Here is a 21,237-nt window from a genome sequence, read left to right as displayed (position 1 = left end):
GCGTTGCACACGAGTCGTGATCAATCATCCGGCAGGGGCGGCGGGCAGGCCGCCCCGAGGTGAAGTGATCAGCGCCTGCCGGTGCGGGTGCTGACGTCCACCCACACGGCCAAGACCAAGATGCTGCCTTTGACGATCATCTGCCAGTAGCTGTCGACGTCGAGCATCGACATGCCGTTGTCCAGGCTGGTGATGACCAATGCGCCGAGGAGTGCTCCGTAGACCGTACCGGAGCCGCCGCGCATGGAAGTGCCGCCGATGAAGCAGGCGGCGATGGCGTCCAGTTCGCCCATGTTGCCGGCCGACGGTGAGCCGGCGGCCAGGCGCGCCGTGTTGACCATGCCGGCGAGGGCGCACATCACGCCCATGATGCCGAAGATCCACAGTTTCACCGCCTGCACGTTGATGCCCGACAGGCGCGTGGCCTCCATGTTGCTGCCCACCGAATAGACGCGCCGGCCGAAGACGGTCTGGCTGGTCACGTAGCTGAACACGCCGAGCAGGATCAGCAGCAGCAACACCGGAACCGGAATCCCGTCATAGCTGTTGAGCGTGTAGACGAACCCGGCCAGCACCGCGCCAATCAACACCACCCGCACCACGTCCCGCGCCAGAGAATGCGCCGCGAGGCCGTGAAGGGCACGATTGCGCCGCTGCTTCCAGGTCAGAAACAGCGTCAGAGCGAACAACAGCACGCCAAGTCCCGTGCCGACCGCGTGGGGCAAGTAACCCTGGCCGACATAAACCAGCTCCGGCGACACCGGGGCGATGGTGGTGCCACCGGTGATGCCCAGCAGAATGCCGCGAAACGCCAGCATGCCGCCCAGACCCACGATGAAGGAGGGGATGCGCAGGTAGGCGGTCATGTAGCCGTTGGCCAGGCCAATGACCAGTCCGCACAGGGCGACCACGCTGAGGTTCGCCAGCAGCGGAATGTGGTAGACCACGTCGAGAATCGCTGCCAGCCCGCCCAACAGGCCCAGCAACGAGCCCACCGAAAGATCGATCTCGCCGCTGATGATCACCAGCACCATGCCGCAGGCCAGGATGCCGGTGATGGACATCTGCCGCAGCAGGTTCGAGAGGTTGCGCGGGGTCAGGAAACCACCGTCGGTTTGCCAACTGAAGAATAGCCAGATAATCGCCACGGCAATCACCAGGGCAAGCATTTTGTAGCGGGTGAACAGTTGTTTGACCTGGTTCATCTACGCGGACTTCCGATCATTGTTGTGAGGGTCTTCGGGATGGCTGAGCGCGGCAGCGAGCACCTGTTCCTGGGTCAATTGCTGATTGATGAAATCGCCGCGCAGCTGGCCTTCGCCGATCACCAGCACGCGATCGGAAATCCCCAGCACTTCGGCCAGCTCCGAGGACACCATGATGATTGACACACCGTCGGCCGCCAGCGCGCCCATCAGCTTGTAGATTTCGTACTTGGCACCGACATCCACGCCGCGGGTTGGCTCGTCGAGAATCAACACCCTGGGCTTGGTCAGGAGCATCTTCGCCAGCACGGCTTTCTGCTGGTTGCCCCCGGAAAGGCTGGTGATCGGTAAAAACGGGGTCGCGGTCTTCAGGTGCATGCGCGAGATTTCCCGGTCGATGCTGCCCAGCTCGGCCTCGGCGTCGATACGGGTCAGTTTCGAGTAGTTGTCCAGCACGGCCAGGGTGATGTTCTGGCCGACGCCCAGGTCCGGAATGATGCCTTGGCGCTTGCGGTCTTCGGGGACCATGCACAGGCCGGCGCGGATGGACTTGAGTGGCGTGCCGGTGTCGATGGGTTGGCCGTCCAGCCAGACTTCGCCTTCATGACGACCCGGGTAGGCGCCGAACAGCGCCGACACCAGTTCCGTGCGGCCGGCGCCTACCAGCCCGGCGATGCCGAGGATCTCCCCGCGCTTGAGCTCGAACGAAATATCGTCGACGCGTTTGCGCCTGGGATTGTCGACGTCGTAGCAGGTGATGTGGCGCGCTTCGAAAATCACCTCGCCCACCTCATGGGGTTCGGTGGGGTAGAGGTTGCTCATTTCCCGCCCGACCATTTGGGTGATGATCTTCGGGATGTCCATGTCAGCCATGGCCGTGGTTGCGATGTGTTTGCCGTCGCGAATCACTGAAATGGTGTCGCACACGGCGGCCACTTCATCGAGCTTGTGGGAAATATAGACGCAGGCAACTCCCTTGGCCTTGAGGTCGCGGATGATGTCCAGCAGCACGTCGATTTCCGAGCGGGTCAAAGCCGAGGAGGGCTCGTCGAGAATCAACAGGCGCGCCTGTTTGTTCAACGCCTTGGCGATTTCCACCAGTTGCTGGTAGCCACCGCCGTACTGCGAAACCGGCAGCGAGACATTCATGTCCGGCACTTTGAGTTCGCGCATCAGGGCTTCGGCGCGATGGATCATCGCCGGGTAATTCATGCGCCCGCCGGGCAGCGTCAACTCGTGGCCCATGAAGATGTTTTCGGCCACCGACAGGTCGGGAACCAAGGTCAGTTCCTGATGGATGATGACGATCCCGGCGGCTTCGGTGTCGCTGATCGATTGGGCTTTGAGCGGCTGGCCGTCCCAGAGGATCTCACCTTGCCAGGTGCCGTAGGGATAGACCGCCGACAGGACTTTCATCAGGGTGGATTTGCCCGCGCCGTTCTCGCCGCAGAGGCCGACGCATTCACCTGGCTTGACCTTGATGTCGATGCCATTGAGGGCTTTGACACCGTCGAAAGTCTTAACGATGCCGTTCATTTGCAACAGGTATTCGGACATGGCGAGGGCTCGTAAAAAAGGGCTCACACATCAACGACAACCCCGCGGGACGGATATGGGGCCCGCGGGGAGGGCGCTCAGGTCATTGTCCGGCGATCTGTGCCTTGGTATAGAACCCGTCCTTTTCGAGCAGGTCGATGTTGTCCTTGGTCAGCGCGGTGGGAGTGAGCAGGATGGTGTCGACTTTTTTGTTGCCATTATCGTACTGCGAGCTGTAGGTGGGTTTTTCGTTGCGCGCCAGTTGAACCGAGAGCTTGGCCGCTTCGGAGGCGATCAATTTCAGCGGTTTGTAGACAGTCATGGTCTGCGTGCCATCGATGACGCGCTTGACCGCCGCCAGGTCGGCGTCCTGGCCCGAGATCGGCACCTTGCCGGCCAATTTTTGCGCGGCCAAGGCCTGGATGGCGCCGCCGGCGGTGGCGTCATTGGAGGCGACGATGCCATCGATCTTGTTGTTGTTCCGGGTCAGGGCGTTTTCAACGATGCTCAGGGCTTCGGTGGGGTTCCATTCCTTCACCCATTGCTGGCCGACAATCTTGATGTCGCCCTTGTCGATGGCCGGCTGCAGGACCTTCATCTGGCCCTCGCGGAGAATCTTGGCATTGTTGTCCGTGGGCGCGCCGCCCAGCAGGAAATAGTTGCCCTTGGGCGCTGCCTTCAGCACACCGCTGGCCTGCATCTCGCCAACCTTTTCGTTATCGAAGGAAATGTAGGCGTCGATATCGGCGTTGAGGATCAGCCGATCATAGGACACCACTTTGATCCCGGCCTTCTTGGCTTCGGCGACGGCGTTGGTCAGCACGGTGGCGTTGAACGGCACGATGACGATCACGTCGACGCCACGGGAAATCAGGTTTTCGATCTGGGAAATCTGCTTTTGCTCGTTGGCGTCCGCCGATTGCACGAAGACTTTGGCGTCGAGTTTTTCCGCCGCCGCGACGAAGTAGTCACGGTCCCGGGACCACCGCTCCAGGCGCAGGTCGTCGATGGAGAAACCGATTTTCGGGTGGGTGGCGTCGGCCATGACCGGGAGCGATAGCAGGGCCAATGCGCCGGCGAGCAGGGTACGTTTGAAGCTTTTCATGGTGGTGCGTCCTTTTATTGTTTTTTGAAAGACACTGCCTGACGATGAACGTGATGCCGGTAGAACTGTAGAGCGTTGCTTGGCGTTGCGGGCACAGATTTGTCGCGCGAATGTAACAAGCTCGCTGCGCCCGCGAACCGGATTCACTGTCAGGGGTAGATGAACCGGTTGACGACGTTTTCGAGCATCTCTTGCCGACCGCTGACGGCCTGCGGGTCCAGGTCGTTGGTAAAGGCGTGCTCGGCCAGCGATTCGAGGCTGTAATCACCCGCTAATACCGCTTTGCCGAATGACTGCTGCCAGCCGGCGTAGCGCTGGTCCTTGAAGGCTTGCAACTGATCGTTCTGCACCATGGCCGCCGCGCGCTCCAGGGAAAGGGCGAGCACATCCATCGCCGCGACATGACCGTGGAACAGGTCGATGTCGTCCAGGCTCTGGCGGCGGACCTTGGAATCGAAGTTGAATCCACCATTGCCGAAGCCCCCAGCCTTGAGGATTTCATAGGTGGCCAGGGTCATTTCCTCGACGCTGTTGGGGAACTGGTCGGTGTCCCAGCCGTTCTGCGGATCGCCACGGTTGGCGTCGATGCTGCCGAAGATCCCCAGCGAGACCGCCGTGGCGATTTCATGATGGAAACTGTGCCCGGCGAGCGTGGCGTGGTTGGCCTCGATGTTGACCTTGATCTCGTTTTCCAGGCCGAATTGTTGCAGGAAGCCGAACACCGTTGCGCTGTCGTAATCGTATTGATGCTTGGTCGGTTCCTGGGGCTTGGGCTCGATCAGCAGGTCGCCCTTGAAGCCGATCTTGTGCTTGTGGTCGACCACCATGCGCATGAAACGACCCAGCTGTTCACGCTCGCGTTTCAAATCGGTATTGAGCAGGGTTTCGTAACCTTCACGGCCGCCCCACAGCACGTAGTTCGAGCCTTTGAGGCGCTGGGTGGCGTTCATGGCGCTGAACACCTGGGCGGCGGCGCAGGCAAATACTTCCGGGTTCGGATTGCTGGCGGCGCCTGCGGCGAAGCGGGGGTTGCTGAAGCAATTGGCGGTGCCCCAGAGCAGCTTGATCCCGGTCTGTTCCTGATGGCGCTCCAAGTGGTCGACCATCTGCGCGAAGTGGTTGCGGTATTCCTTCAGCGATTGTCCTTGCGGCGCGACGTCGGTGTCGTGGAAGCAGTAGTAGTCGATGCCCAGCTTGGAGAAAAATTCGAAGGCCGCTTCGGCCTTGCCGATCGCCAGCTCCAGCGGGTCCCCGGCATGCTGCCACGGGCGCTTGAACGTCCCGGCACCGAACACATCGGACCCTGGCCAGACAAAGGTGTGCCAGTAGCAGACGGCCATGCGCAGGTGCTCGCGCATGGGTTTGCCGAGCACCAGCTTGTCGGCATCGTAATGGCGGAAGGCGAGCGGTGAGTCGCTGCCTGGGCCCTCATAGCGAATCGTCTCGACATCGGGGAAGTACGGCATGGGACGGTTTCCTTTTTGTTCTTGGCGGTGTCCCGATACTAACGCCGCCCCTGCCGGTGCAGATTATGAAAATCACCAACAGACAGTTCGATTTTGAGTATTGAGAATCAACGCTTGCGCGCCTAGTCTGTGTCGATCGGCATAGGGAACACACCATGAAAACCGTCCCGCCCGTTCACCGCATTGCCCTGCTGTTCAATGGCAGCAAGATCTACGATCGCGGCATTATCAGCGGCATCGGCAACTACCTGAGCAGTACGCGCGCGTCCTGGGACCTGTTCCTCGAGGAAGATTTCCTGTGTCGCTTGAAAGGGATCGAACGCTGGCAGGGCGACGGGATCATTGCAGACTTCGACGACCCGCTGATTGGCGAGGCGCTGGCCGGGATCAAATTGCCGGTGGTGGCGGTGGGGGGCTCGTACCAGGACGAACGCGCCTACCCCAAGGGCATTCCGTATGTCGCCACGGATAACCACGCCTTGATCAAGCTGGCCTATGAGCACCTGATCGAGGCTGGGTTGACGCGTTTCGCCTGCTTCAGCCTGCCCGAAGCCCAAGCCAATCGCTGGGCCCAGGAGCGGGAAAAGGCGTTTCGCCAATTGGTCCAGCGTGATGGCTTGCCGGCCGAGGTCTATCGCGGCATGGGCACCAGCGCACCGCTCTGGGACAGCGCCGTCGAACAGCAGATCGCCTGGCTGCAAAGCCTGCCCAAGCCCATCGGTATTATCGCCGTCAGCGACGCCCGGGCCCGACAGTTGCTGCAAGCCTGCCTGACCGCCGGGATCGCCGTGCCGGAAGAAGTCGCCCTGATCGGCATCGACAACGACCCGTTGACCCGCAGCCTGACGCGGGTGCCCCTGAGTTCGGTGGTGCAGGGCACCGAAACCATGGGCCGAACCGCCGCACGTCTGCTCCACCAAATGCTGCACGGCATGCCCTCCACCGGCACGCAGATCCTGGTCCCGCCGGATGCGATCAATGTGCAGGTATCGAGCCTGCATCAACCGCTGGGCAACCCTAATGTCATGCAGGCACTGCTGTTCATTCGCCAGTACGCCTGCCAGGGCATCAAGACCGCCCAAGTGGCGGCTTATGTAGGCATATCGCGCTCATCGCTGGAGTCGCATTTTCGCAAGGAGCGGGGCTGCAGCGTCCACGACGAAATCCTCCGTTTCAAACTGGCCGCCGCCGCCAACGGACTGGAAAACAGCGATTCGCCGATTGCCGACATTGCCCAGAACTGTGGTTTCAAATCGGCGCAGTACCTGCACACCGTGTTCCGTCGCGAATTCGGCTGCACGCCTCGGGAGTACCAGGTGCGTCAGGCTGATTGAGGCAATGACACAGGGCTGCAGACGGCTCTGGTCATCCTTATCCGGCTTACAACTATTGCTGGGAGTAATAGTGACCATTACCAAATGCAAGTTCTGCTTTGCCGGCATTCAATGGAAAATCAGCGCCATCGAACACGCCACCGCGTACTTTTATTTTCAGGATCCGACCCATGCGCCCTTTGTCTTTGCTTGCCCTGGCGTTCTCCCCGTTGTTGCTGGCGGGCTGTGCCTCGGCGCCGAACGACCCGACGCTGACCTTGCAGACGAGCAAGACGCCGGCCCAATACGCCGAGTGCGTCGTACCGAAGCTGCAAGGCAGCGCGTTGAGCCCTTTGGTCTCGCAGACCCAGCGCAGCTACCGCATCGTCGTGCCGAGCAAAGTGTTGGCGGACAACGTGCTGGAAGCCTACAAGGCCGGCAGCGGCGGCAAGGTGTTCATCTATGAGCGCCACCTGCTGGCCTCCAATCTCTTGCCGTCGAGTTTCGAGCGCGCCGCACAGGAATGCATCTGACCGGTTCGTAAACGCTTTTTACCGTGCTCCTTTGGTTGGCCGCAACCAACCAATCCCCTTGCCCCGCACCGCATTCGGTCGCGGGGCTTTTTTTGTGGACGGGAACCGTACGTGCCGGTTGTGAGAGGATGGCGAACGCAAAGTCGCCGCACCTGACAAGGACCGATATGAAAATGCTCCCAGCGCGCACCATGCCATTCGTCTTGACGCTTGCAGCCCTTGGCGCACCGGTGCAGGCCGCGACGTGGCAGATCTGCGATCTCGAGCTGAAAGTCACCGAAGTGGTGAAACGGCCCACGCCAGAGCTCCAGGTCCAGGTATTGAAAGCGCGTCCGGCCTCGCCCGGCGTGGAATGTCCGGAGGAGGGCGCGGTGCTCGGTTTCGTCCCGGAAACCGCAGACTACCAAGCCACGCTGCCGCGCCGGCAATGGCCCGCAAAAGGCCAGACGGTCCGGATCAAATACCGCTACCTGGATGGGATCTGCAAAGGCGATGGCAACGACTATCCCTGTCGTATCGAGCATTATCCGTTTGGGTCTCGATAAACTGGCCCCTGAAGCTAGATTGAAAGGCCGTACCAATCGTCATGCCCGGTTTCGTCCCGGCTCGAACGCTCCAACACAAGACCACAGCGCTGAAGCACTTTCACCGAGCCGATATTGGCCGCGTATACGTTGGCCTGCAATCGACCGATTCGCCAGTGCGGCTGGGCCTGCTGGATCAAGGGCCTCACCGCCAGTGTCGCCTAATCGGCGATGTGCTCGCTACTGCGGCGTAATGCTGTTGATTTAAGAGGTACAACAAACCTGTGGCGAGGGAGCTTGCTCCCGCTGGGCTGTGAAGCAGCGCAAATGGGCAATGCGGTATTCCAGACGGATCGCGTTGGCAGGTTTTGCGACTGCTGCGCAGCCGAGCGGGAGCAAGCTCCCTCGCCACGGTTCAACTGAACAGCATTACGCTACTGCGGCGGGCGTTGCGGCAAGGCGGAGTTGCCAAAGGTGTTTCCCATGCGAATTCGCGTAGCGGACTGGTTGTACAGGCCCAGCTTGTTCGGCGCGCGCTGGTCGATCGGCACGTTCATCGCTTCCTGGTTCTTGCGAGCTGCCGCCGTGCCCTTCGGGTTGGCCATCTGCTCGCTCAGGCATTCATAGGACAGTGCCTTGTAGCCGTTCACCTCGACATTGATGCATCCCTCATTCACTGGCTCGGCGGCTTGCACCCACAAGGGAAGGATAAGAAACAGTGGCGTGAATACGCGACAGTCCATGACGAGGTTCCTTTTCGCGGCGGCAGAAGAATCCAATCTACCTCGGAATCGCGCAGTGTATGGCGATGTTTTTTTTGCAGCGACCGTCACACAAACGACATGTACAGCTCTCATGATGCGCCAACGCAGGGCGTCGACACGCCGTTCGGGCCGGAAGCCGTCTATGTCAAGAGAAGCGCTGAGCAGGTGCTGCCTCGCGCCCACGGTACTGTTTTTTTTGCTCCATGCGCTGATGCCGCAAAGGGATGCGTGGTCAGCCACGCCTGCGCCTCGTGAGGCTGACCACCGAGCGGATCGCTTTGTCGAATTTGCAATTCCCGCTCAGGAGCTGAGTGCTGCCCTGGACCTTTACAGCAGAACCAGCGCAATGGCGATTCTGGTTGATCGCCAGCTGACGCATGGACGACGGTCGACGGCTGTGAATGGGCGCTTGCATGCGCGCCAGGCGCTGGAGCAGTTATTGGCCGGAACTGGCCTGATGGCGCTGTACACTGGCGCGGATGCATTTACCGTCAAACGGGCCGAGGTCGCCAGCCGGGCAGATACGTCGCCACGCCACGGCAACCCCAGGCTGCGCGAGAACAGTTTTGCCAACGCCTTGCAGTCTGCGCTGGAGCAGGCGCTATGTCGTTCCGTGGTGACTCGCCCGGGCCGTTATCGCGCAGCGTTGCAGGTGTGGGTGGGCGCGTTGGGCGAGGTGCAGCACAGTCGCTTGCTGGCTTCCACCGGTAATGACCAGCGTGATGCGGCGATTATCGAGGCGCTGGGCCGATTGAATATCGGCCAGATACCGCCGACGTCGTTGCCGCAGCCGGTGACTGTGCTGGTGGTGCCGGACGCCGCTGCCGCAGGCATGGAATGCAACCCATAGGAAGGAGCGGTAAAGCCATGACGGAAAAGGAGCAGAGCGCCATGCTCAAGGTGTTCCTGGCTTCCTATGATGTGTTTCGCGCGCGCCTGCGTCGGCGTCTGGGCTCCGATGACCTGGCCAACGACGTATTGCATGAAACCTATCTGCGGGTAGACCGCATGGAACAGCCGGTGGATGTGCAGAAACCCGGCGCCTACCTGTTTCGCATGGCCCTCAATATCGCCGCTGACCGTCGTGCACAGGACGCGCGACTGCTCACCGGTATCGAAATCGAAGAGCTGATGCAAACGGTCGACGAGCATCAGGACCCGGCGGTGATCGTGGGCGGTCAGATTGAAATTCGCGCGCTGATGCAGGCGCTGACCGAACTTTCCTCCAGGCGTCGGCAAATATTGATGGCATCGCGGATGGAGCAAACGCCGCACCTGGAGATCGCCCAGCGTTTTGGCATTTCCACCCGGATGGTCGAGAAGGAACTCAAGGCTGCGCTGGAATATTGTGCCGATCGCCTGGAAAGAAAAGTGATCCAGCGGTTCGGTCCCGGTGCGGGAAAACAGTCTTAGGTCATGAAGCGCGTGTCGCGCGTACTTTCTCGAGTCATTTCACGTTTGAAAAACATGTCCATTAGCGCATCTGAATCGGTCACCGCCACGGCTGGCCAGCTCCGGGAGGAAGCCTTCCACTGGCTGGTGCGCCTGACTTCCGGGCACGCCACCCAAGCTGATGCCGAGGCCTTTCGCCGCTGGAGCGCCCAGAGCGCCGAACATGCCCGGGCGTTTGTCCAGGCCCGGCAGTTGTGGCAAGCCATGGCGCCTGCCGAGCAAATGCTCCAAGGCGTACAGGCGGCGAAGGTCATCGATCATCCCCGACGTTTCGGCCGGCGAGCGTTCCTCGGCGGGGCGATTGCCGCGTCGGTGGCGGTGCTGGTCGCGCGTCCGGCGCTGTTGGATGGCGGGTCCATGGGGGCTGATTTTCATACCGGCGTGGGTGAGCAACGGCGTGTCGACCTGGTCCAGGGCGTAGTGCTTGAACTCAATACCCAGACGCGTATCAGTCAGCGCATCGTGGCCGCTGGCGATGCCGCCATCGAAGTGTTGAGCGGCGAAGTGGAAGTCCAGGCCCGTACGCCTTTGCGCGTATTGGCCGGGAATGCCGAGCTGCTGGCCGATGGCGCGCGGTTCAATGTGCGGGCCATCGATGGCAGCGTGTGCGTAACGTGCCTGGAAGGCAGTGTGCAGGTCCAGCACCAGGGACGTCGCGTGAGCCTGGTGCAAGGCTTGCAGTTGACCTATACCGCGCAGCGCCAAGGCCAACCCAGCGCCTTCGACACCCAGCAAGTGATGGCTTGGCGGGAGCAGATGCTGGTGTTCAACGACGCACCGCTGGCGAGCGTGATCGACGAAATCAACCGCTACCGCCCTGGGATGATTGTGTTGATGAACGCGCAGCTGGGCCAGCGCAAGGTGCAGGCGCGCTTTAGCCTTGCGCAATTGGCGAATGTCGCCGTGCTGATTCGCGATGCCTATGGCGCCTCGATCACCGAGCTACCGGGCGGCATCGTGCTGGTCAGCTAAAACCGCCCATGGAATATCATTCAAGCGGCGCCAATACCTGGCGGTACTGCTCGGTGCCTTGCGCCGTGCGGCGGTTGAAGCTGATCTCCAGGCCGGCCGGATTTTCCTCCTTGCTGCCGGTCAGATGGCTCCAGCCGCGATCCGCGCGCCATACCCGCACATCGACGCGCTCCAGTTCACTGAGCACCGCCACACCTTCCTTGGGCGCAGGCAACGGGTAGCGCGACCGGGCGGCACCGGCGGCGCGAAACAACGTGCCGTTGTCGACCCACCACTTCACGCGCTGCACGCTGCCGTCCTGCGCCGCCGTGGCGCGTATCAGTTCCAATTGCAACGGGTCGCTGTCGCTGCTGCGAATGCTGATCGCCGCAGGCGCCGGGCGGCGGGTGACAGACGGGTCGTCAGGGGCTTTTGGCTCGGCCAACTCAGTGGTGGCGCGCAGGGCGAAGTCTCGCTGCAACTGGTTGAGCGCACGCATCAGTTGCGCGTGTTGCTCGACGCTGTCCTGCAAGTGAGCGTCGGCGCGGGTCACGCCGTCGAGCCCGCGCCAGGCGATCAGGCTGACGATCGTCATCAGCATAATGGCGACCATCACCTCAATCAGCGTGAAGCCTTTTTGCCGGTCCATCAACGCACCTCGATGCGGCCAGTCGCGGTGCGCGTCACCGATACGCTGGCCTGGTTGCTGGACAAGGTGACTTGCAGAGGGGGGCCAATCCATTCGGCATCCAACACCAGGGTTTTGCCCTGACGTATCCGCACCTCCACCGGCGCCGAATCCCAGCGTCTTGGCCGTAGTTGCGGATCGTTGATGAACTCCCGATCCCGCGCGTCGACGACATCCAGCCGCACGAAACGGTAGCCCTGGCTGTCAGCGACCCAGGCGATGCGCCGGCCATCGCTGCGCGCTTCGGCCTGGGCGGTCTCCAGCAGCAAGGCCAGGCGCTTGGCGTCTTCACGCAGGCCGCGCGCCGGGTCGGCGTGGATGTTCAAGCTGATGGCGGCGCTGGCAATGCCGATGATCACCAACACCACCATCAGTTCGATCAGCGTGAAGCCTTGTTGCCGGTGTCGCCAATTATTCATGAGGCGCTGCGCCTGTAGCTGGGGTGGATTTGCAATAAAAACGTGAGGAAGCACGGGTAGCCTGATTCACTGGAATTCACGGAGGATCCGCTCATGCGCCATTTCCATCGGCTGAACCCAGCCACCCTGGTACAAGCTGCCGCCGTGCTTGCCAGCGTGGCGGGGCTGGTCACATGGGGTTTTTTGCTCAACGATTCGGCGCCCGTGCAAGCCCAGGCCAGCAGCGAAGCCTTGCCACCGCCGGCCGCCACCGGCCAGGAGGCGACCCAGTGGTTTGCCAGTTCGGCGCATACCCTGGAGATCAAGCTCAGCGGCCTGTTGGCCGGCCCGAATGGCGCGGTAGCGGTCCTCAGTATCGATGACGCGCCGCCCCGGGCCTTCCTGGCGGGGGAGCAGTTGGGGGAGGGCGTGCGCTTGCGTGGTATCGAAGGCGACGCCGTGGTCATCGACCGTGCCGGCACTGAATCGCGTTTGCCGATAGCCCGTCTGCCGGCGCCGGTGGCGCTGCCGTCGCTGCGTTGATTCATGGTTTGGCGTTGGGACGGCTGAACAACGTTTCCAGGCGCGCCAGCGGTGGCCCGTCTTGTTCGCGATCATGCACCAGGACCTGCACCCTCAGCAGATCGCCGCTGCGGGTCACCCGCTGTTCACAACTGAGTTTCAAGCGTCCTTGATCACAGCGCTGCATGGCGCTGTCCTTGTTCTTCACCCCGCGCAGACGCAGTTCGGCCAGGCTGTTCTGCGCCGCCAACAGCGCCACCGAGCGCTCGCGCAGTAGCGCGTTGCTCTGGCTCATTTGTCCACTGGCGCGTACCGCCGCCGACATCGCCACCGCCACGATCAGCAGCGCCACCAACACTTCGATCAGGGTAAAACCGCGTTGCCGGGGCACCTGTCTGGTCATGGTGATGAGCGTCGTCGGGGGAAATGGACTTCAGCCTAATGCCCGCACTTGACGGATTGCTGACCAAAGCTCCTGAGGATTTTTTATACCAGTGACATATGCGACTGGAACAATCCGCAGCGAATGGAAACCTCAACCCGCGCCGAACCAGGCGCCAGCCAAGGAGTGTCGAGATGGGTGTCGCGTCGTCTAACCGTCCCACACAAGGCCCTCGCCGGCAGCGAGGTTTTACCCTGATCGAAATCATGGTCGTGGTGGTCATCCTCGGGATTCTCGCCGCCATGGTCGTGCCCAAAGTCCTCGACCGGCCGGACCAGGCCAGGGCCACCGCGGCTCGTCAGGACGTCGCCGGGCTGATGCAGGCGCTCAAGCTGTTTCGCCTTGATCAAGGGCGCTACCCGACCATGAACGAAGGCCTCGCGGCCTTGGCGCAAAAGCCCGCCAACGCCACCAGCGCCAATTGGCGCGCTTACCTGGAGCGATTGCCCAAGGACCCTTGGGGTCGTGCCTACAATTACCTCAATCCAGGCACCAACGGCGAGGTTGATGTGTTTTCCCTCGGCGCCGATGGCCAGCCCGACGGTGAAGGCGTCAACGCTGATATCGGCTCCTGGCAGCTCTAGCCGTGGGGCATTCAGCGCAGCGCGGCATGGCGGTGATCAGCGCCTTGCTGGTGGCGACCGTGGTGGCGGTGATTGCCGCCGGCATGATCGCCCGGCAGACGCAGGTGACCCGCGGCGTGGAAAGCGAAAGCCAGCGGGTGCGCGGCGCCTGGCTGTCCAATGGGGTGCTGGAGTGGACCCGGCAGGCGCTGTGGCAGCAACGGCTGCGCGAACCCATGACGCGTTTGGACCAGGACTGGGCGCAGCCCTTGCGCGGCGTGCGCCTGGGTTCTGAGAGCGGCGTGTTCGACGGTCGCATCAGCGATGAGCAGAGCAAATTCAACCTGCGTAACCTGGTCCTGGACGGGCAGCTCGACACGCTGGAATCCGCTGTGTTCGAACGCCTTTGCGCCGAACTGGGCGTGCCCCTGGCCCAGGCCAATCGCATCGTTCAGCGCGTGATCGAGGCCTACCCCAGGCGCTTGCAACCTGCTTCGCAAAGCACCGGCGCGGGAACGGAATTCGATAGCGGCCGCCTGACGTCACCCGACGCCGACAGCCGTCCGCTGCCCGCTACCCGGCCTATGTTGCGCCACTTCGATGACTTGGCCGGCTTGCCGGGTATCGACCCCGCCGCCCTTGAGCGCTTGCGCCCCTTTGTCACGGTGCTGCCCGCGATCACCTGGGTGAACGGCAACACCACCACCGCCCAAGTCTTGGCCGCGCGGGTGCCCGGCATGAGCGTGGCCCAGGCGCAAGCGCTGATCGCCGAGCGCGACCGTGGCCAGTGGTTCATTAACAGCGGGGATTACCTCAACCGCTTGCGTGTACCGCAGATGAGCACTGAGCAACTGCGCCTGGGCATCACCAGCGAGTGGTTTCTATTGCGCGGGCAATCCACCGTCGAGCAGCGCCAGTTCAGCGTCCAGGCGCTGTTTTATCGCGGTGAGCTGAACCGGCCCCGAGTGATCTGGTCGCGGGTGGGCGCATGATTGCCTTGCTGCGGGTGGCCCTGGCGCCGTTGGCGCAGTTGAGCGCCGACAGCCTGTTGGAGTGTGCCTGGCTCGACCGCAAGGGCGCGCTGGTCAAGCAGGGTCGACAGTCTTTGCGCGAGCTGAGCAGCGCGGCCCAAGGCCAGGCGTTGGAGCTCTGTTTGCATCCCCAGGACAGCTTGCTGGCCTGCGTCGAACTGCCCCCGCTGCCACCTGCGCGCCTGGGCGATGCGGTGCGTTGCGCGGCAGATAATCTACTGCTGGGCAGCGACGCCACCGTTCACTTGGTACACGGGCCTCGCGACATGGGCGGCCAGGTGCAATTGGCTTGGTTTGACCGGGCGGCCCTGCTGGGTCTTTCGCAGTTGTTGCAAACGCTCAAGTTGCAGCCGCGCGGCCTGTACGCGGCGCCGTGCTTTTTATCGTTGGCCGAGGCCGGCGCGTGCACGGCAACTCGGATGGACGATCATTTGCTGGTCCGCGAGGACCTTCAGCGCGCCTGGGTTCATCCCTTGATAGAAGAAGGGCTCGAGCAATTGCGCGAAAGGACGGTGCGTTGGGTCGGCGCGGGGCCAGAAGGCTTGGCAGGCGTCGATCCATTGCCGGCAGAACAGCGCTGGATCGGTCCGGTGCCCGCGTGGAGTTTGCTCAGCGGCATCGAGCAGAACCCACGGGGCAATCAGCGCTGGGGCCGCGCCGTGGCCTGTTGCGCGGTGGCGGCGTTGATCTGGACCCTTGGCCTCAATCTGTACGCCATGCGGCTGGCCGATGAGGGCCAAGCCATCAAGAGACAGATGGTCAGTCGGGTGCAGCAGGTTTTCCCCGAGTTGCCGGTGGTCCTCAATCCCTTGCAACAGGCGCGTCAGCAACGCGATGCGCGACGCGACGGGGCGCTGGCCGAAGGACCGGTCAGCTTCGCGGTCCTGGTGCAGCAGGCGGCTGGGCGATTGCCGTTCATGGCGGGCGCCGTCGACACGCTCGACTTCGATGGCACGGAGTTGCACCTGACCCCGCGCGCGCCGGCCCGTAAACCCCCTGCCGAGAGCAGTTGGCAAGCCAGCCTGGCGCAAGCCGGCATACAAGCGGACCTGGCCAACGGGCAGTGGACCCTTAAGCGTCTGCCAGCGGACGCCAAGACGACGTCCGTCGCGGAGGCCGCGGATGAATAGCCTTGCCCGCTATCGCGCTCGCTGGCAGGCGCAGCGCGCCAGCGCACAACAGTTCTGGCAACGCAGCAGCGCCCGGGATAAACGCATCTTGCGCGTCGCCGCCGTGGTGTTGCCGGTGATGGTGCTGTGGTACGGCCTGATCCAGCCACCGCTGCAACGCATCGATCATTGGCAGGCCGAACTGCCGCGCCTGCGTTCCCAGGCGGCAGCGCTGGAATCGGTGCTGGGCGAGGTACAAGGCGCCGGCGTGCCGCCCGGCGCGATCACCCCGCAGGTTTTGCATGAGCGTTTGGATGGCATCGGCCTCGCGGGCGCCTACCGCCTGGAGAACAACGCCGAGGGTGAGGTCATGACATGGCGGCTGACACTCGATAACGCGCCGGCCGACGCCGTGTTGAACTGGTTATTGGACGACGCACCCAGGCTCGGCCTGCGGGTGCGCGACGCTCATTTGCAACGTGCAACAACGCAAAGTACTGAGACGGCCGCGCGGATTTCCGGGGTCGTCGGCATGGAACAGGCGCCAGGCGCTAAGGACTCTTCATGAAGCGGTTTGGTACGTACGCGTCAACATTTCCCTTGGCGCTGCTGCTCAGTGCCTGTAGCCAATGGGGCGGCGAGCAACCACAGCCCATTGCCGCGCAAAGCGAACTCGGCCAGCCCCTGGCGCAGACCGGCAGCGGCGATGCACTGGTGGAGCGCCAGCGAGCCCAGGCCCAGGTGCAAGAGCAGCGGCAGCGGCAGGTCAACAAGGCACCGTTGCGCTCGAGCCCACGTTCTTCCGCCGACGCTGCGGCGGTGGCCGGCAACGGCTTGGGCAAGCAGCCGGTGCAGTTGAATTTTGTCGAGGCCGACATTCCCGCCGTGGTGCGAGCTTTATCCCGGGCAACCGGTCGCCAGTTCCTGGTGGACCCGCGCGTAAAAGGCCAACTGACCCTGGTGTCCGAAGGCGAAGTGCCGGCCCATACCGCCTACGACATGCTGCTGGCGGCCCTGCGCATGCAAGGCTTTGCCGTGGTCGAAGTGGAGGGCGTCAGTCAGGTGGTGCCGGAGGCCGATGCCAAGTTGCTGGGCGGCCCGGTGGGGGACGCCGATCGCCCGGCGGGCAATGGCATGATCACGCGAACCTACCGCCTGCAATACGAAAACGCGGTCAACCTGATTCCGGTGCTGCGGCCTATCGTGTCGGCCAACAACCCCATCAATGCCTACCCTGGCAACAACACGGTGGTGGTCACCGACTACGCGGAAAACCTCAGGCGCGTGGCGCAGATCATCGCCAACATCGACATTCCCGGGGCCATCGACACCGATGTGGTGCCGGTGCAGAACGGGATTGCGGTCGACATCGCGACGATGGTCTCCGAGTTGCTGGACGTGCAGGGTGCCGATGCCACGCAAAAGGTCTCGGTGATTGGCGACCCACGGTCCAACAGCATCATCCTGCGCACCGGCAGCCCCGAGCGAACCGAATTGGCCCGCCAGCTGATCTACAAGCTCGACAACGCGCAGAACAACCCGAGCAATCTTCACGTGGTGTACCTGCGCAACGCCCAGGCCAACAAGTTGGCGCAGGCGTTGCGCGGCCTGCTCACCGGTGAAGGGGAAATGGCCGGTGCGTCCACTGACGGCGCACGAGCCCTGTTAAGTGGCGGTGGCCTGGGTGGCCAATCGGGTAACAGTAGCGCTGGCAACGGCAACAGTTCCTCGAGCAGCGGCGCCAGCTCGCAAAACAGCAACGGCCAGGGCGCCGGTCTGCAAATGCCGAGTGGTCAAAGCGGCCAGAGCGGCCATCAGTCCGGCGAAAGCGCGGTGGCGTTTTCCGCCAATGGCGTCACCGTGCAGGCCGATACCACCACCAACACTTTGCTGATTTCCGCCCCCGACCCGTTGTATCGCAACCTGCGGGAGGTCATCGACCTGCTCGACCAGCGCCGAGCCCAGGTGGTGATCGAAAGCCTGATCGTCGAAGTCAGTGAAGACGATGCCAGCGCATTCGGCATCCAATGGCAGGCCGGCGACCTTGCCGGCAATGGCTGGATCGGCGGCGCCAACCTGGGCGGCGCCGGCATCAATACATCAGCTAAGAACAGTATCGATGCGCTGCCCGGTGGCCTGAGCATCGGCAAGGTCTCGGGCACCGTGAATATTCCGGGCATCGGCCAAGTGTTGGATCTGAAAGTGCTGGCCCGCGCGCTGAAGAGCAAGGGCGGTACCAACGTGCTGTCCACCCCCAATCTGCTGACGCTGGACAACGAAGCGGCGAGCATTTTCGTCGGCCAGACCATCCCGTTCGTCACGGGCAACTATGTGACCAATGGCGGCGGCAACAGCAACAACCCGTTCCAGACCATCGAACGCGAGGAAGTAGGCCTGCGCCTGAACGTGCGTCCGCAGATCTCCGAAGGCGGCACGGTCAAGCTGGACATCTACCAGGAAGTCAGCAGCGTGGACCCGCGCGCGTCCAGCGACGCCGGCACGGTGACCAACAAGCGCGCCATCGACACCAGCATCCTGCTGGACGATGGGCAGATCATGGTACTGGGCGGCTTGCTCCAGGATGGTTTCACCGAGAGCTCCGATGCCATTCCGGGGCTGGGCAGTATCCCCGGTATCGGCGCGCTGTTTCGCAGCGACAGCCGTTCGCGGACCAAGACCAACCTGATGGTATTCCTGCGCCCGTACATCATCCGCGACAACAATGTCGGACGCAGTATTACCCTCAATCGCTATGACTTTATCCGTCGCGCCCAAGGCAATCTGCAGCCAACCCACAAATGGCCGCTTACCGATATGCAGGCGCCGCAGTTGCCGCCCGCCGAGCAGGCGATGCCGCTCAACGTGCCGTCACGCAATCCAGCGCCGCTCAATCAGGTGCCCCGCGCAGCCATCCGCGCCGTGCCGCTGGAAACAGGCAGGCAGCCATGAACCCTGCGCAACCAACCCGCCAGGGCGCGTTGCCCTACGCCTGGGCCAAGGCCCAACGGCTGTTGCTCAAGGCTGGCGAGGAGGGCGATGTGCTGCTGGTCAGCGCCGCAACGCCCGGCTGGGCCATCAACGAAGTCCGTCGCCGTTATGGCTTCACCGCCTTGCAACGCATACGCGACGATGAGTTGGAAGCGCTGCTGACCAGCGCCTACGCCGATACCGGCAGCGCCGCCGCGATCGTCGGCGCGGCGGAAAATGAAGTCGACCTGGACCGGCTGATGCAGGACATCCCGGAAGTCGCCGACCTGCTGGACAGCGAAGGTGGCGCCCCGGTGATCCGCATGATCAACGCGTTGCTGACCCAGGCGGCGCGGGATGAAGCCAGCGACATTCATATCGAGCCGTTCGAAACTCATTCCGTGGTGCGCTACCGCGTCGATGGCGCCTTGCGCGATGTAGTCGCCCCGCGCAAGGCCCTGCATGCGGCGCTGGTGTCGCGGATCAAGATCATGGCGCAGTTGGATATCGCCGAGAAACGCTTGCCCCAAGACGGCCGCATCGCCCTGCGTGTCGCCGGACGACCCATCGACGTGCGGGTGTCCACCGTGCCCACCGGCCACGGCGAGCGCGTGGTGATGCGTCTGCTGGACAAACAGGCCGGGCGGTTACAGCTGGAAACCTTGGGCATGGCGCCCGCCGTGCTCACTCAACTGGACCAACTGATCCGCCAACCCCACGGCATCGTGCTCGTCACCGGCCCCACCGGCAGCGGCAAGACCACCACGCTCTATGCCGCCCTGGCCCGTCTGGATGCCAGTACCAGCAACATTCTCACTGTCGAAGACCCGGTGGAATACGATTTGCCGGGCATCAGCCAGATCCAGGTCAACAGCCGGATCGACATGAGCTTCGGCCTGGCCCTGCGCGCCATCCTGCGCCAGGACCCGGACGTGATCATGATCGGCGAAATCCGCGATCAGGAAACCGCCCAGATTGCAGTCCAGGCCTCGTTGACCGGGCACTTGGTCTTGGCGACTTTGCACACCAACGACGCCGTGTCGGCGGTGACCCGGCTGACCGATATCGGCGTGGAACCCTTCCTGTTGGCGTCGTCACTGCTCGGCGTCCTCGCGCAACGCCTGGTGCGGCGCTTGTGTCCGGAATGCAAGCAGCCTGACGAGGCGATGCCGGGGCAATGGCGTCCCCACGGCTGCCCGCGCTGCAATCACACCGGCTACAGCGGTCGTACCGGCATCCACGAGTTGTTCGTGGTGGACGACGAGGTGCGCCGGCTGATCCACCAGGGTGAAGGCGAACAGGCGTTGCGCATTTGTGCGCGGCAGGCCGGCATGTCGAGCATGCGCGAGGACGGCGAGCGGTGGGTGACGAGTGGCTCCACCGCCCGCGAAGAAATCCTGCGCGTGACCCGGGACGCCTGATGAATCGCTACCGTTTCGAGGCGGCCGATGCCTCCGGGAAAATCCAACAAGGCGTGCTGGAAGCCGACAGCCAGCGCAGTGCGATGGGTGAACTGCGTGGCCGTGGGTTAACGCCGTTGCGCATCGATGAACAGCAAGCAATCAACAGCGCCAGTGCGCCCGGTATGTTCAGCCCCAAGCTGTCCGACGGCGATCTAGCCTGGGCCACCCGCCAATTGGCGAGCCTGCTGGGCGCCAGCTTGCCGTTGGAAGCGGCCCTGTCGGCAACCGTTGACCAGGCCGAGAAGCGCCACATCGCCGAGACCCTGGGCGCGGTGCGTGGCGACGTGCGCAATGGCATGCGCCTGGCCGATGCGCTCGCCGCACGACCACGGGATTTTCCCGAGATTTACCGGGCGATGATTGCCGCTGGCGAAGAATCCGGCGACCTTGCCCAGGTGATGGAACGCCTGGCCGACTACATCGAAGAACGCAATAACCTGCGAGGCAAGATCCTCACGGCGTTCATCTACCCGGCGGTGGTGGGCGTGGTCTCCATCGTCATCGTGATTTTCCTGCTGGGTTTCGTGGTGCCGCAGGTGGTCAGCGCCTTTTCCCAGGCGCGCCAGGACCTGCCAACCCTGACCCGAGTGATGCTGCAGGCCAGCGATTTCCTGCGCGCGTGGGGCTGGGCCTGCTTCGCCGGACTCGCCGGCTGCTGGTGGGGGTGGCGTCGCTATTTGCGTAACGCCGAGGCACGCCTGGCCTGGCATAGCCGGGTGTTGCGGCTTCCGCTGATTGGCCGCTTCGTGCTCGGGGTGAACACGGCGCGTTTCGCCTCGACCCTGGCGATTCTCGGCAGCGCCGGCGTGCCGCTGTTGCGCGCCCTGGACGCCGCCGGGCAGACGCTGGCCAACGATCGCCTGGGTCATTGCGTGGCCGATGCGACGCTGCGGGTACGCGAAGGCGTGGGCCTTGCCAACGCGCTGCGAGTCGGCAAGGTGTTCCCGCCCATCCTGATCCACCTGATCGCCAGCGGCGAAAAAACCGGTAACTTGCCGCCCATGCTCGAGCGCGCCGCGCAAACCCTGTCCCGCGACATCGAACGGCGGGCCATGGGCATGACGGCGCTGTTGGAGCCGCTGATGATCGTGATCATGGGTGGCGTCGTGCTGACTATCGTCATGGCTGTCCTGCTGCCGATCATCGAGATCAATCAGCTGGTGCAATGAAACCTGCGTAACCCACACCAGAGCGCCACTCGGGTT

General features: G+C 63.1%; 23 protein-coding genes. 14 read left to right on the top strand and 9 right to left on the bottom strand.

Annotated features, from left to right (window positions below; genetic code table 11):
* Positions 1 to 68 precede the first annotated feature (68 nt).
* The 4 genes from J3P82_RS14215 to xylA form a co-directional block, all read right to left on the bottom strand.
* Positions 69 to 1,205 carry a sugar ABC transporter permease gene (locus J3P82_RS14215; RefSeq protein ID WP_434557406.1) on the bottom strand — a complete coding sequence of 379 codons (1,137 nt, stop codon included), beginning with the start codon at positions 1,203 to 1,205 and terminating at the stop codon, positions 69 to 71.
* A complete protein-coding gene (xylG, locus tag J3P82_RS14210; RefSeq protein WP_434557405.1) occupies positions 1,206 to 2,762 on the bottom strand; it encodes a D-xylose ABC transporter ATP-binding protein in 1,557 nt (518 codons plus the stop codon). It abuts the gene before it with no gap.
* 82 nt (positions 2,763 to 2,844) lie between these two features.
* On the bottom strand, positions 2,845 to 3,846 hold the full coding sequence (xylF, locus tag J3P82_RS14205; RefSeq protein WP_434557404.1) for a D-xylose ABC transporter substrate-binding protein: 1,002 nt from the start codon (positions 3,844 to 3,846) through the stop codon (positions 2,845 to 2,847).
* 149 nt (positions 3,847 to 3,995) lie between these two features.
* Positions 3,996 to 5,312, bottom strand: coding sequence for a xylose isomerase (xylA, locus tag J3P82_RS14200; RefSeq protein WP_434557403.1), 1,317 nt, complete (start codon positions 5,310 to 5,312; stop codon positions 3,996 to 3,998).
* Between the two features lie 155 nt (positions 5,313 to 5,467).
* On the opposite strand from xylA, the gene J3P82_RS14195 reads away from it, so the two are divergent.
* The 3 genes from J3P82_RS14195 to J3P82_RS14185 all read left to right on the top strand — a co-directional run bounded on the left by J3P82_RS14195 (position 5,468) and on the right by J3P82_RS14185 (position 7,703).
* Complete coding sequence (locus J3P82_RS14195) at positions 5,468 to 6,646, top strand: XylR family transcriptional regulator (protein WP_434557402.1); 1,179 nt, start codon at positions 5,468 to 5,470, stop codon at positions 6,644 to 6,646.
* A gap of 170 nt (positions 6,647 to 6,816) precedes the next feature.
* Positions 6,817 to 7,158, top strand: coding sequence for a hypothetical protein (locus J3P82_RS14190; protein ID WP_434557401.1), 342 nt, complete (start codon positions 6,817 to 6,819; stop codon positions 7,156 to 7,158).
* Positions 7,159 to 7,331: 173 nt separating this feature from the next.
* Positions 7,332 to 7,703, top strand: a complete 372-nt coding sequence (locus tag J3P82_RS14185) for a hypothetical protein (RefSeq protein ID WP_434563831.1) — start codon at positions 7,332 to 7,334, stop codon at positions 7,701 to 7,703.
* Between the two features lie 14 nt (positions 7,704 to 7,717).
* Here J3P82_RS14185 and J3P82_RS14180 read toward each other — a convergent pair whose 3' ends face one another.
* Together J3P82_RS14180 and J3P82_RS14175 are read right to left on the bottom strand one after the other, a co-directional pair.
* On the bottom strand, positions 7,718 to 7,891 hold the full coding sequence (locus J3P82_RS14180; RefSeq protein WP_434557400.1) for a hypothetical protein: 174 nt from the start codon (positions 7,889 to 7,891) through the stop codon (positions 7,718 to 7,720).
* Between the two features lie 225 nt (positions 7,892 to 8,116).
* The gene (locus J3P82_RS14175; protein WP_186639264.1) at positions 8,117 to 8,425 is read right to left on the bottom strand and encodes a hypothetical protein; all 309 of its coding nucleotides are present in this window, start codon (positions 8,423 to 8,425) and stop codon (positions 8,117 to 8,119) included.
* A 367-nt stretch (positions 8,426 to 8,792) separates the two neighbouring features.
* Here J3P82_RS14175 and J3P82_RS14170 point away from each other — a divergent pair, with 367 nt between their 5' ends.
* The 3 genes from J3P82_RS14170 to J3P82_RS14160 are packed head-to-tail and all read left to right on the top strand — an operon-like array spanning position 8,793 to position 10,870.
* Positions 8,793 to 9,296, top strand: a complete 504-nt coding sequence (locus J3P82_RS14170) for a secretin and TonB N-terminal domain-containing protein (RefSeq protein WP_434557399.1) — start codon at positions 8,793 to 8,795, stop codon at positions 9,294 to 9,296.
* A 17-nt stretch (positions 9,297 to 9,313) separates the two neighbouring features.
* Positions 9,314 to 9,859, top strand: coding sequence for an RNA polymerase sigma factor (locus tag J3P82_RS14165; protein WP_434557398.1), 546 nt, complete (start codon positions 9,314 to 9,316; stop codon positions 9,857 to 9,859).
* Between the two features lie 54 nt (positions 9,860 to 9,913).
* On the top strand, positions 9,914 to 10,870 hold the full coding sequence (locus tag J3P82_RS14160; protein ID WP_434557397.1) for a FecR family protein: 957 nt from the start codon (positions 9,914 to 9,916) through the stop codon (positions 10,868 to 10,870).
* Between the two features lie 16 nt (positions 10,871 to 10,886).
* On the opposite strand, the gene J3P82_RS14155 is transcribed toward J3P82_RS14160, so the two are convergent.
* Both J3P82_RS14155 and gspH read right to left on the bottom strand, forming a co-directional pair.
* Positions 10,887 to 11,498: a PulJ/GspJ family protein gene (locus J3P82_RS14155; protein WP_434557396.1), complete on the bottom strand. Its 612-nt coding sequence runs from the start codon at positions 11,496 to 11,498 to the stop codon at positions 10,887 to 10,889.
* A complete protein-coding gene (gspH, locus tag J3P82_RS14150; protein ID WP_434557395.1) occupies positions 11,498 to 11,956 on the bottom strand; it encodes a type II secretion system minor pseudopilin GspH in 459 nt (152 codons plus the stop codon). Before gspH ends, J3P82_RS14155 begins: the two co-directional genes overlap by 1 nt.
* 93 nt (positions 11,957 to 12,049) lie before the next feature.
* Here gspH and J3P82_RS14145 point away from each other — a divergent pair, with 93 nt between their 5' ends.
* A complete protein-coding gene (locus J3P82_RS14145) occupies positions 12,050 to 12,478 on the top strand; it encodes a type II secretion system protein N (RefSeq protein ID WP_434557394.1) in 429 nt (142 codons plus the stop codon).
* A 1-nt stretch (position 12,479) separates the two neighbouring features.
* Here the strand turns inward: J3P82_RS14145 and gspI are convergent, their stop codons facing one another.
* Positions 12,480 to 12,860 carry a type II secretion system minor pseudopilin GspI gene (gspI, locus tag J3P82_RS14140; protein ID WP_434557393.1) on the bottom strand — a complete coding sequence of 127 codons (381 nt, stop codon included), beginning with the start codon at positions 12,858 to 12,860 and terminating at the stop codon, positions 12,480 to 12,482.
* Positions 12,861 to 13,033: 173 nt separating this feature from the next.
* Between gspI and gspG the strand changes: the two genes are divergently transcribed.
* From gspG to gspF, 7 genes are read left to right on the top strand one after another with little or no spacing between them, the layout of a single operon-like run.
* Positions 13,034 to 13,483 carry a type II secretion system major pseudopilin GspG gene (gene gspG / locus J3P82_RS14135; RefSeq protein ID WP_186610013.1) on the top strand — a complete coding sequence of 150 codons (450 nt, stop codon included), beginning with the start codon at positions 13,034 to 13,036 and terminating at the stop codon, positions 13,481 to 13,483.
* Entirely contained in the window at positions 13,471 to 14,454 is a 984-nt protein-coding gene (gene gspK / locus J3P82_RS14130) for a type II secretion system minor pseudopilin GspK (RefSeq protein ID WP_434563829.1), read from the top strand. The genes gspG and gspK overlap by 13 nt, the downstream gene beginning before the upstream one ends.
* The gene (gene gspL, locus J3P82_RS14125; RefSeq protein WP_434557392.1) at positions 14,451 to 15,623 is read left to right on the top strand and encodes a type II secretion system protein GspL; all 1,173 of its coding nucleotides are present in this window, start codon (positions 14,451 to 14,453) and stop codon (positions 15,621 to 15,623) included. Before gspK ends, gspL begins: the two co-directional genes overlap by 4 nt.
* Entirely contained in the window at positions 15,616 to 16,170 is a 555-nt protein-coding gene (gspM, locus tag J3P82_RS14120; RefSeq protein ID WP_434557391.1) for a type II secretion system protein GspM, read from the top strand. The genes gspL and gspM overlap by 8 nt, the downstream gene beginning before the upstream one ends.
* Positions 16,167 to 18,551, top strand: a complete 2,385-nt coding sequence (gene gspD, locus J3P82_RS14115) for a type II secretion system secretin GspD (RefSeq protein ID WP_434557390.1) — start codon at positions 16,167 to 16,169, stop codon at positions 18,549 to 18,551. The genes gspM and gspD overlap by 4 nt, the downstream gene beginning before the upstream one ends.
* Complete coding sequence (gene gspE / locus J3P82_RS14110) at positions 18,548 to 19,990, top strand: type II secretion system ATPase GspE (RefSeq protein ID WP_434557389.1); 1,443 nt, start codon at positions 18,548 to 18,550, stop codon at positions 19,988 to 19,990. Before gspD ends, gspE begins: the two co-directional genes overlap by 4 nt.
* Entirely contained in the window at positions 19,990 to 21,201 is a 1,212-nt protein-coding gene (gspF, locus tag J3P82_RS14105; protein WP_434557388.1) for a type II secretion system inner membrane protein GspF, read from the top strand. Before gspE ends, gspF begins: the two co-directional genes overlap by 1 nt.
* Positions 21,202 to 21,237: the final 36 nt, after the last annotated feature.

Source organism: Pseudomonas sp. Z4-20 (assembly GCF_051131955.1).
GTDB classification, from domain to species: domain Bacteria; phylum Pseudomonadota; class Gammaproteobacteria; order Pseudomonadales; family Pseudomonadaceae; genus Aquipseudomonas; species Aquipseudomonas marvdashtae.
The sequence above is the reverse complement of the archived record's forward strand: the minus strand, read 5'-3'. Positions and strand labels throughout refer to the sequence as shown.

Coding starts and splice junctions, on each gene's coding strand:
- gspL (WP_434557392.1), top strand. CDS start 14,451: ATGATTGCCTTGCTGCGGGTGGCCCTGGCGCCGTTGGCGCAGTTGAGC.
- gspE (WP_434557389.1), top strand. CDS start 18,548: ATGAACCCTGCGCAACCAACCCGCCAGGGCGCGTTGCCCTACGCCTGG.
- gspD (WP_434557390.1), top strand. CDS start 16,167: ATGAAGCGGTTTGGTACGTACGCGTCAACATTTCCCTTGGCGCTGCTG.
- gspF (WP_434557388.1), top strand. CDS start 19,990: ATGAATCGCTACCGTTTCGAGGCGGCCGATGCCTCCGGGAAAATCCAA.
- xylA (WP_434557403.1), bottom strand. CDS start 5,312: ATGCCGTACTTCCCCGATGTCGAGACGATTCGCTATGAGGGCCCAGGC.
- J3P82_RS14185 (WP_434563831.1), top strand. CDS start 7,332: ATGCTCCCAGCGCGCACCATGCCATTCGTCTTGACGCTTGCAGCCCTT.
- J3P82_RS14155 (WP_434557396.1), bottom strand. CDS start 11,498: ATGGACCGGCAAAAAGGCTTCACGCTGATTGAGGTGATGGTCGCCATT.
- J3P82_RS14190 (WP_434557401.1), top strand. CDS start 6,817: ATGCGCCCTTTGTCTTTGCTTGCCCTGGCGTTCTCCCCGTTGTTGCTG.
- J3P82_RS14195 (WP_434557402.1), top strand. CDS start 5,468: ATGAAAACCGTCCCGCCCGTTCACCGCATTGCCCTGCTGTTCAATGGC.
- J3P82_RS14215 (WP_434557406.1), bottom strand. CDS start 1,205: ATGAACCAGGTCAAACAACTGTTCACCCGCTACAAAATGCTTGCCCTG.
- gspI (WP_434557393.1), bottom strand. CDS start 12,860: ATGACCAGACAGGTGCCCCGGCAACGCGGTTTTACCCTGATCGAAGTG.
- gspG (WP_186610013.1), top strand. CDS start 13,034: ATGGGTGTCGCGTCGTCTAACCGTCCCACACAAGGCCCTCGCCGGCAG.
- J3P82_RS14170 (WP_434557399.1), top strand. CDS start 8,793: ATGGCGATTCTGGTTGATCGCCAGCTGACGCATGGACGACGGTCGACG.
- J3P82_RS14160 (WP_434557397.1), top strand. CDS start 9,914: ATGTCCATTAGCGCATCTGAATCGGTCACCGCCACGGCTGGCCAGCTC.
- gspH (WP_434557395.1), bottom strand. CDS start 11,956: ATGAATAATTGGCGACACCGGCAACAAGGCTTCACGCTGATCGAACTG.
- xylG (WP_434557405.1), bottom strand. CDS start 2,762: ATGTCCGAATACCTGTTGCAAATGAACGGCATCGTTAAGACTTTCGAC.
- J3P82_RS14165 (WP_434557398.1), top strand. CDS start 9,314: ATGACGGAAAAGGAGCAGAGCGCCATGCTCAAGGTGTTCCTGGCTTCC.
- xylF (WP_434557404.1), bottom strand. CDS start 3,846: ATGAAAAGCTTCAAACGTACCCTGCTCGCCGGCGCATTGGCCCTGCTA.
- gspM (WP_434557391.1), top strand. CDS start 15,616: ATGAATAGCCTTGCCCGCTATCGCGCTCGCTGGCAGGCGCAGCGCGCC.
- J3P82_RS14175 (WP_186639264.1), bottom strand. CDS start 8,425: ATGGACTGTCGCGTATTCACGCCACTGTTTCTTATCCTTCCCTTGTGG.
- J3P82_RS14145 (WP_434557394.1), top strand. CDS start 12,050: ATGCGCCATTTCCATCGGCTGAACCCAGCCACCCTGGTACAAGCTGCC.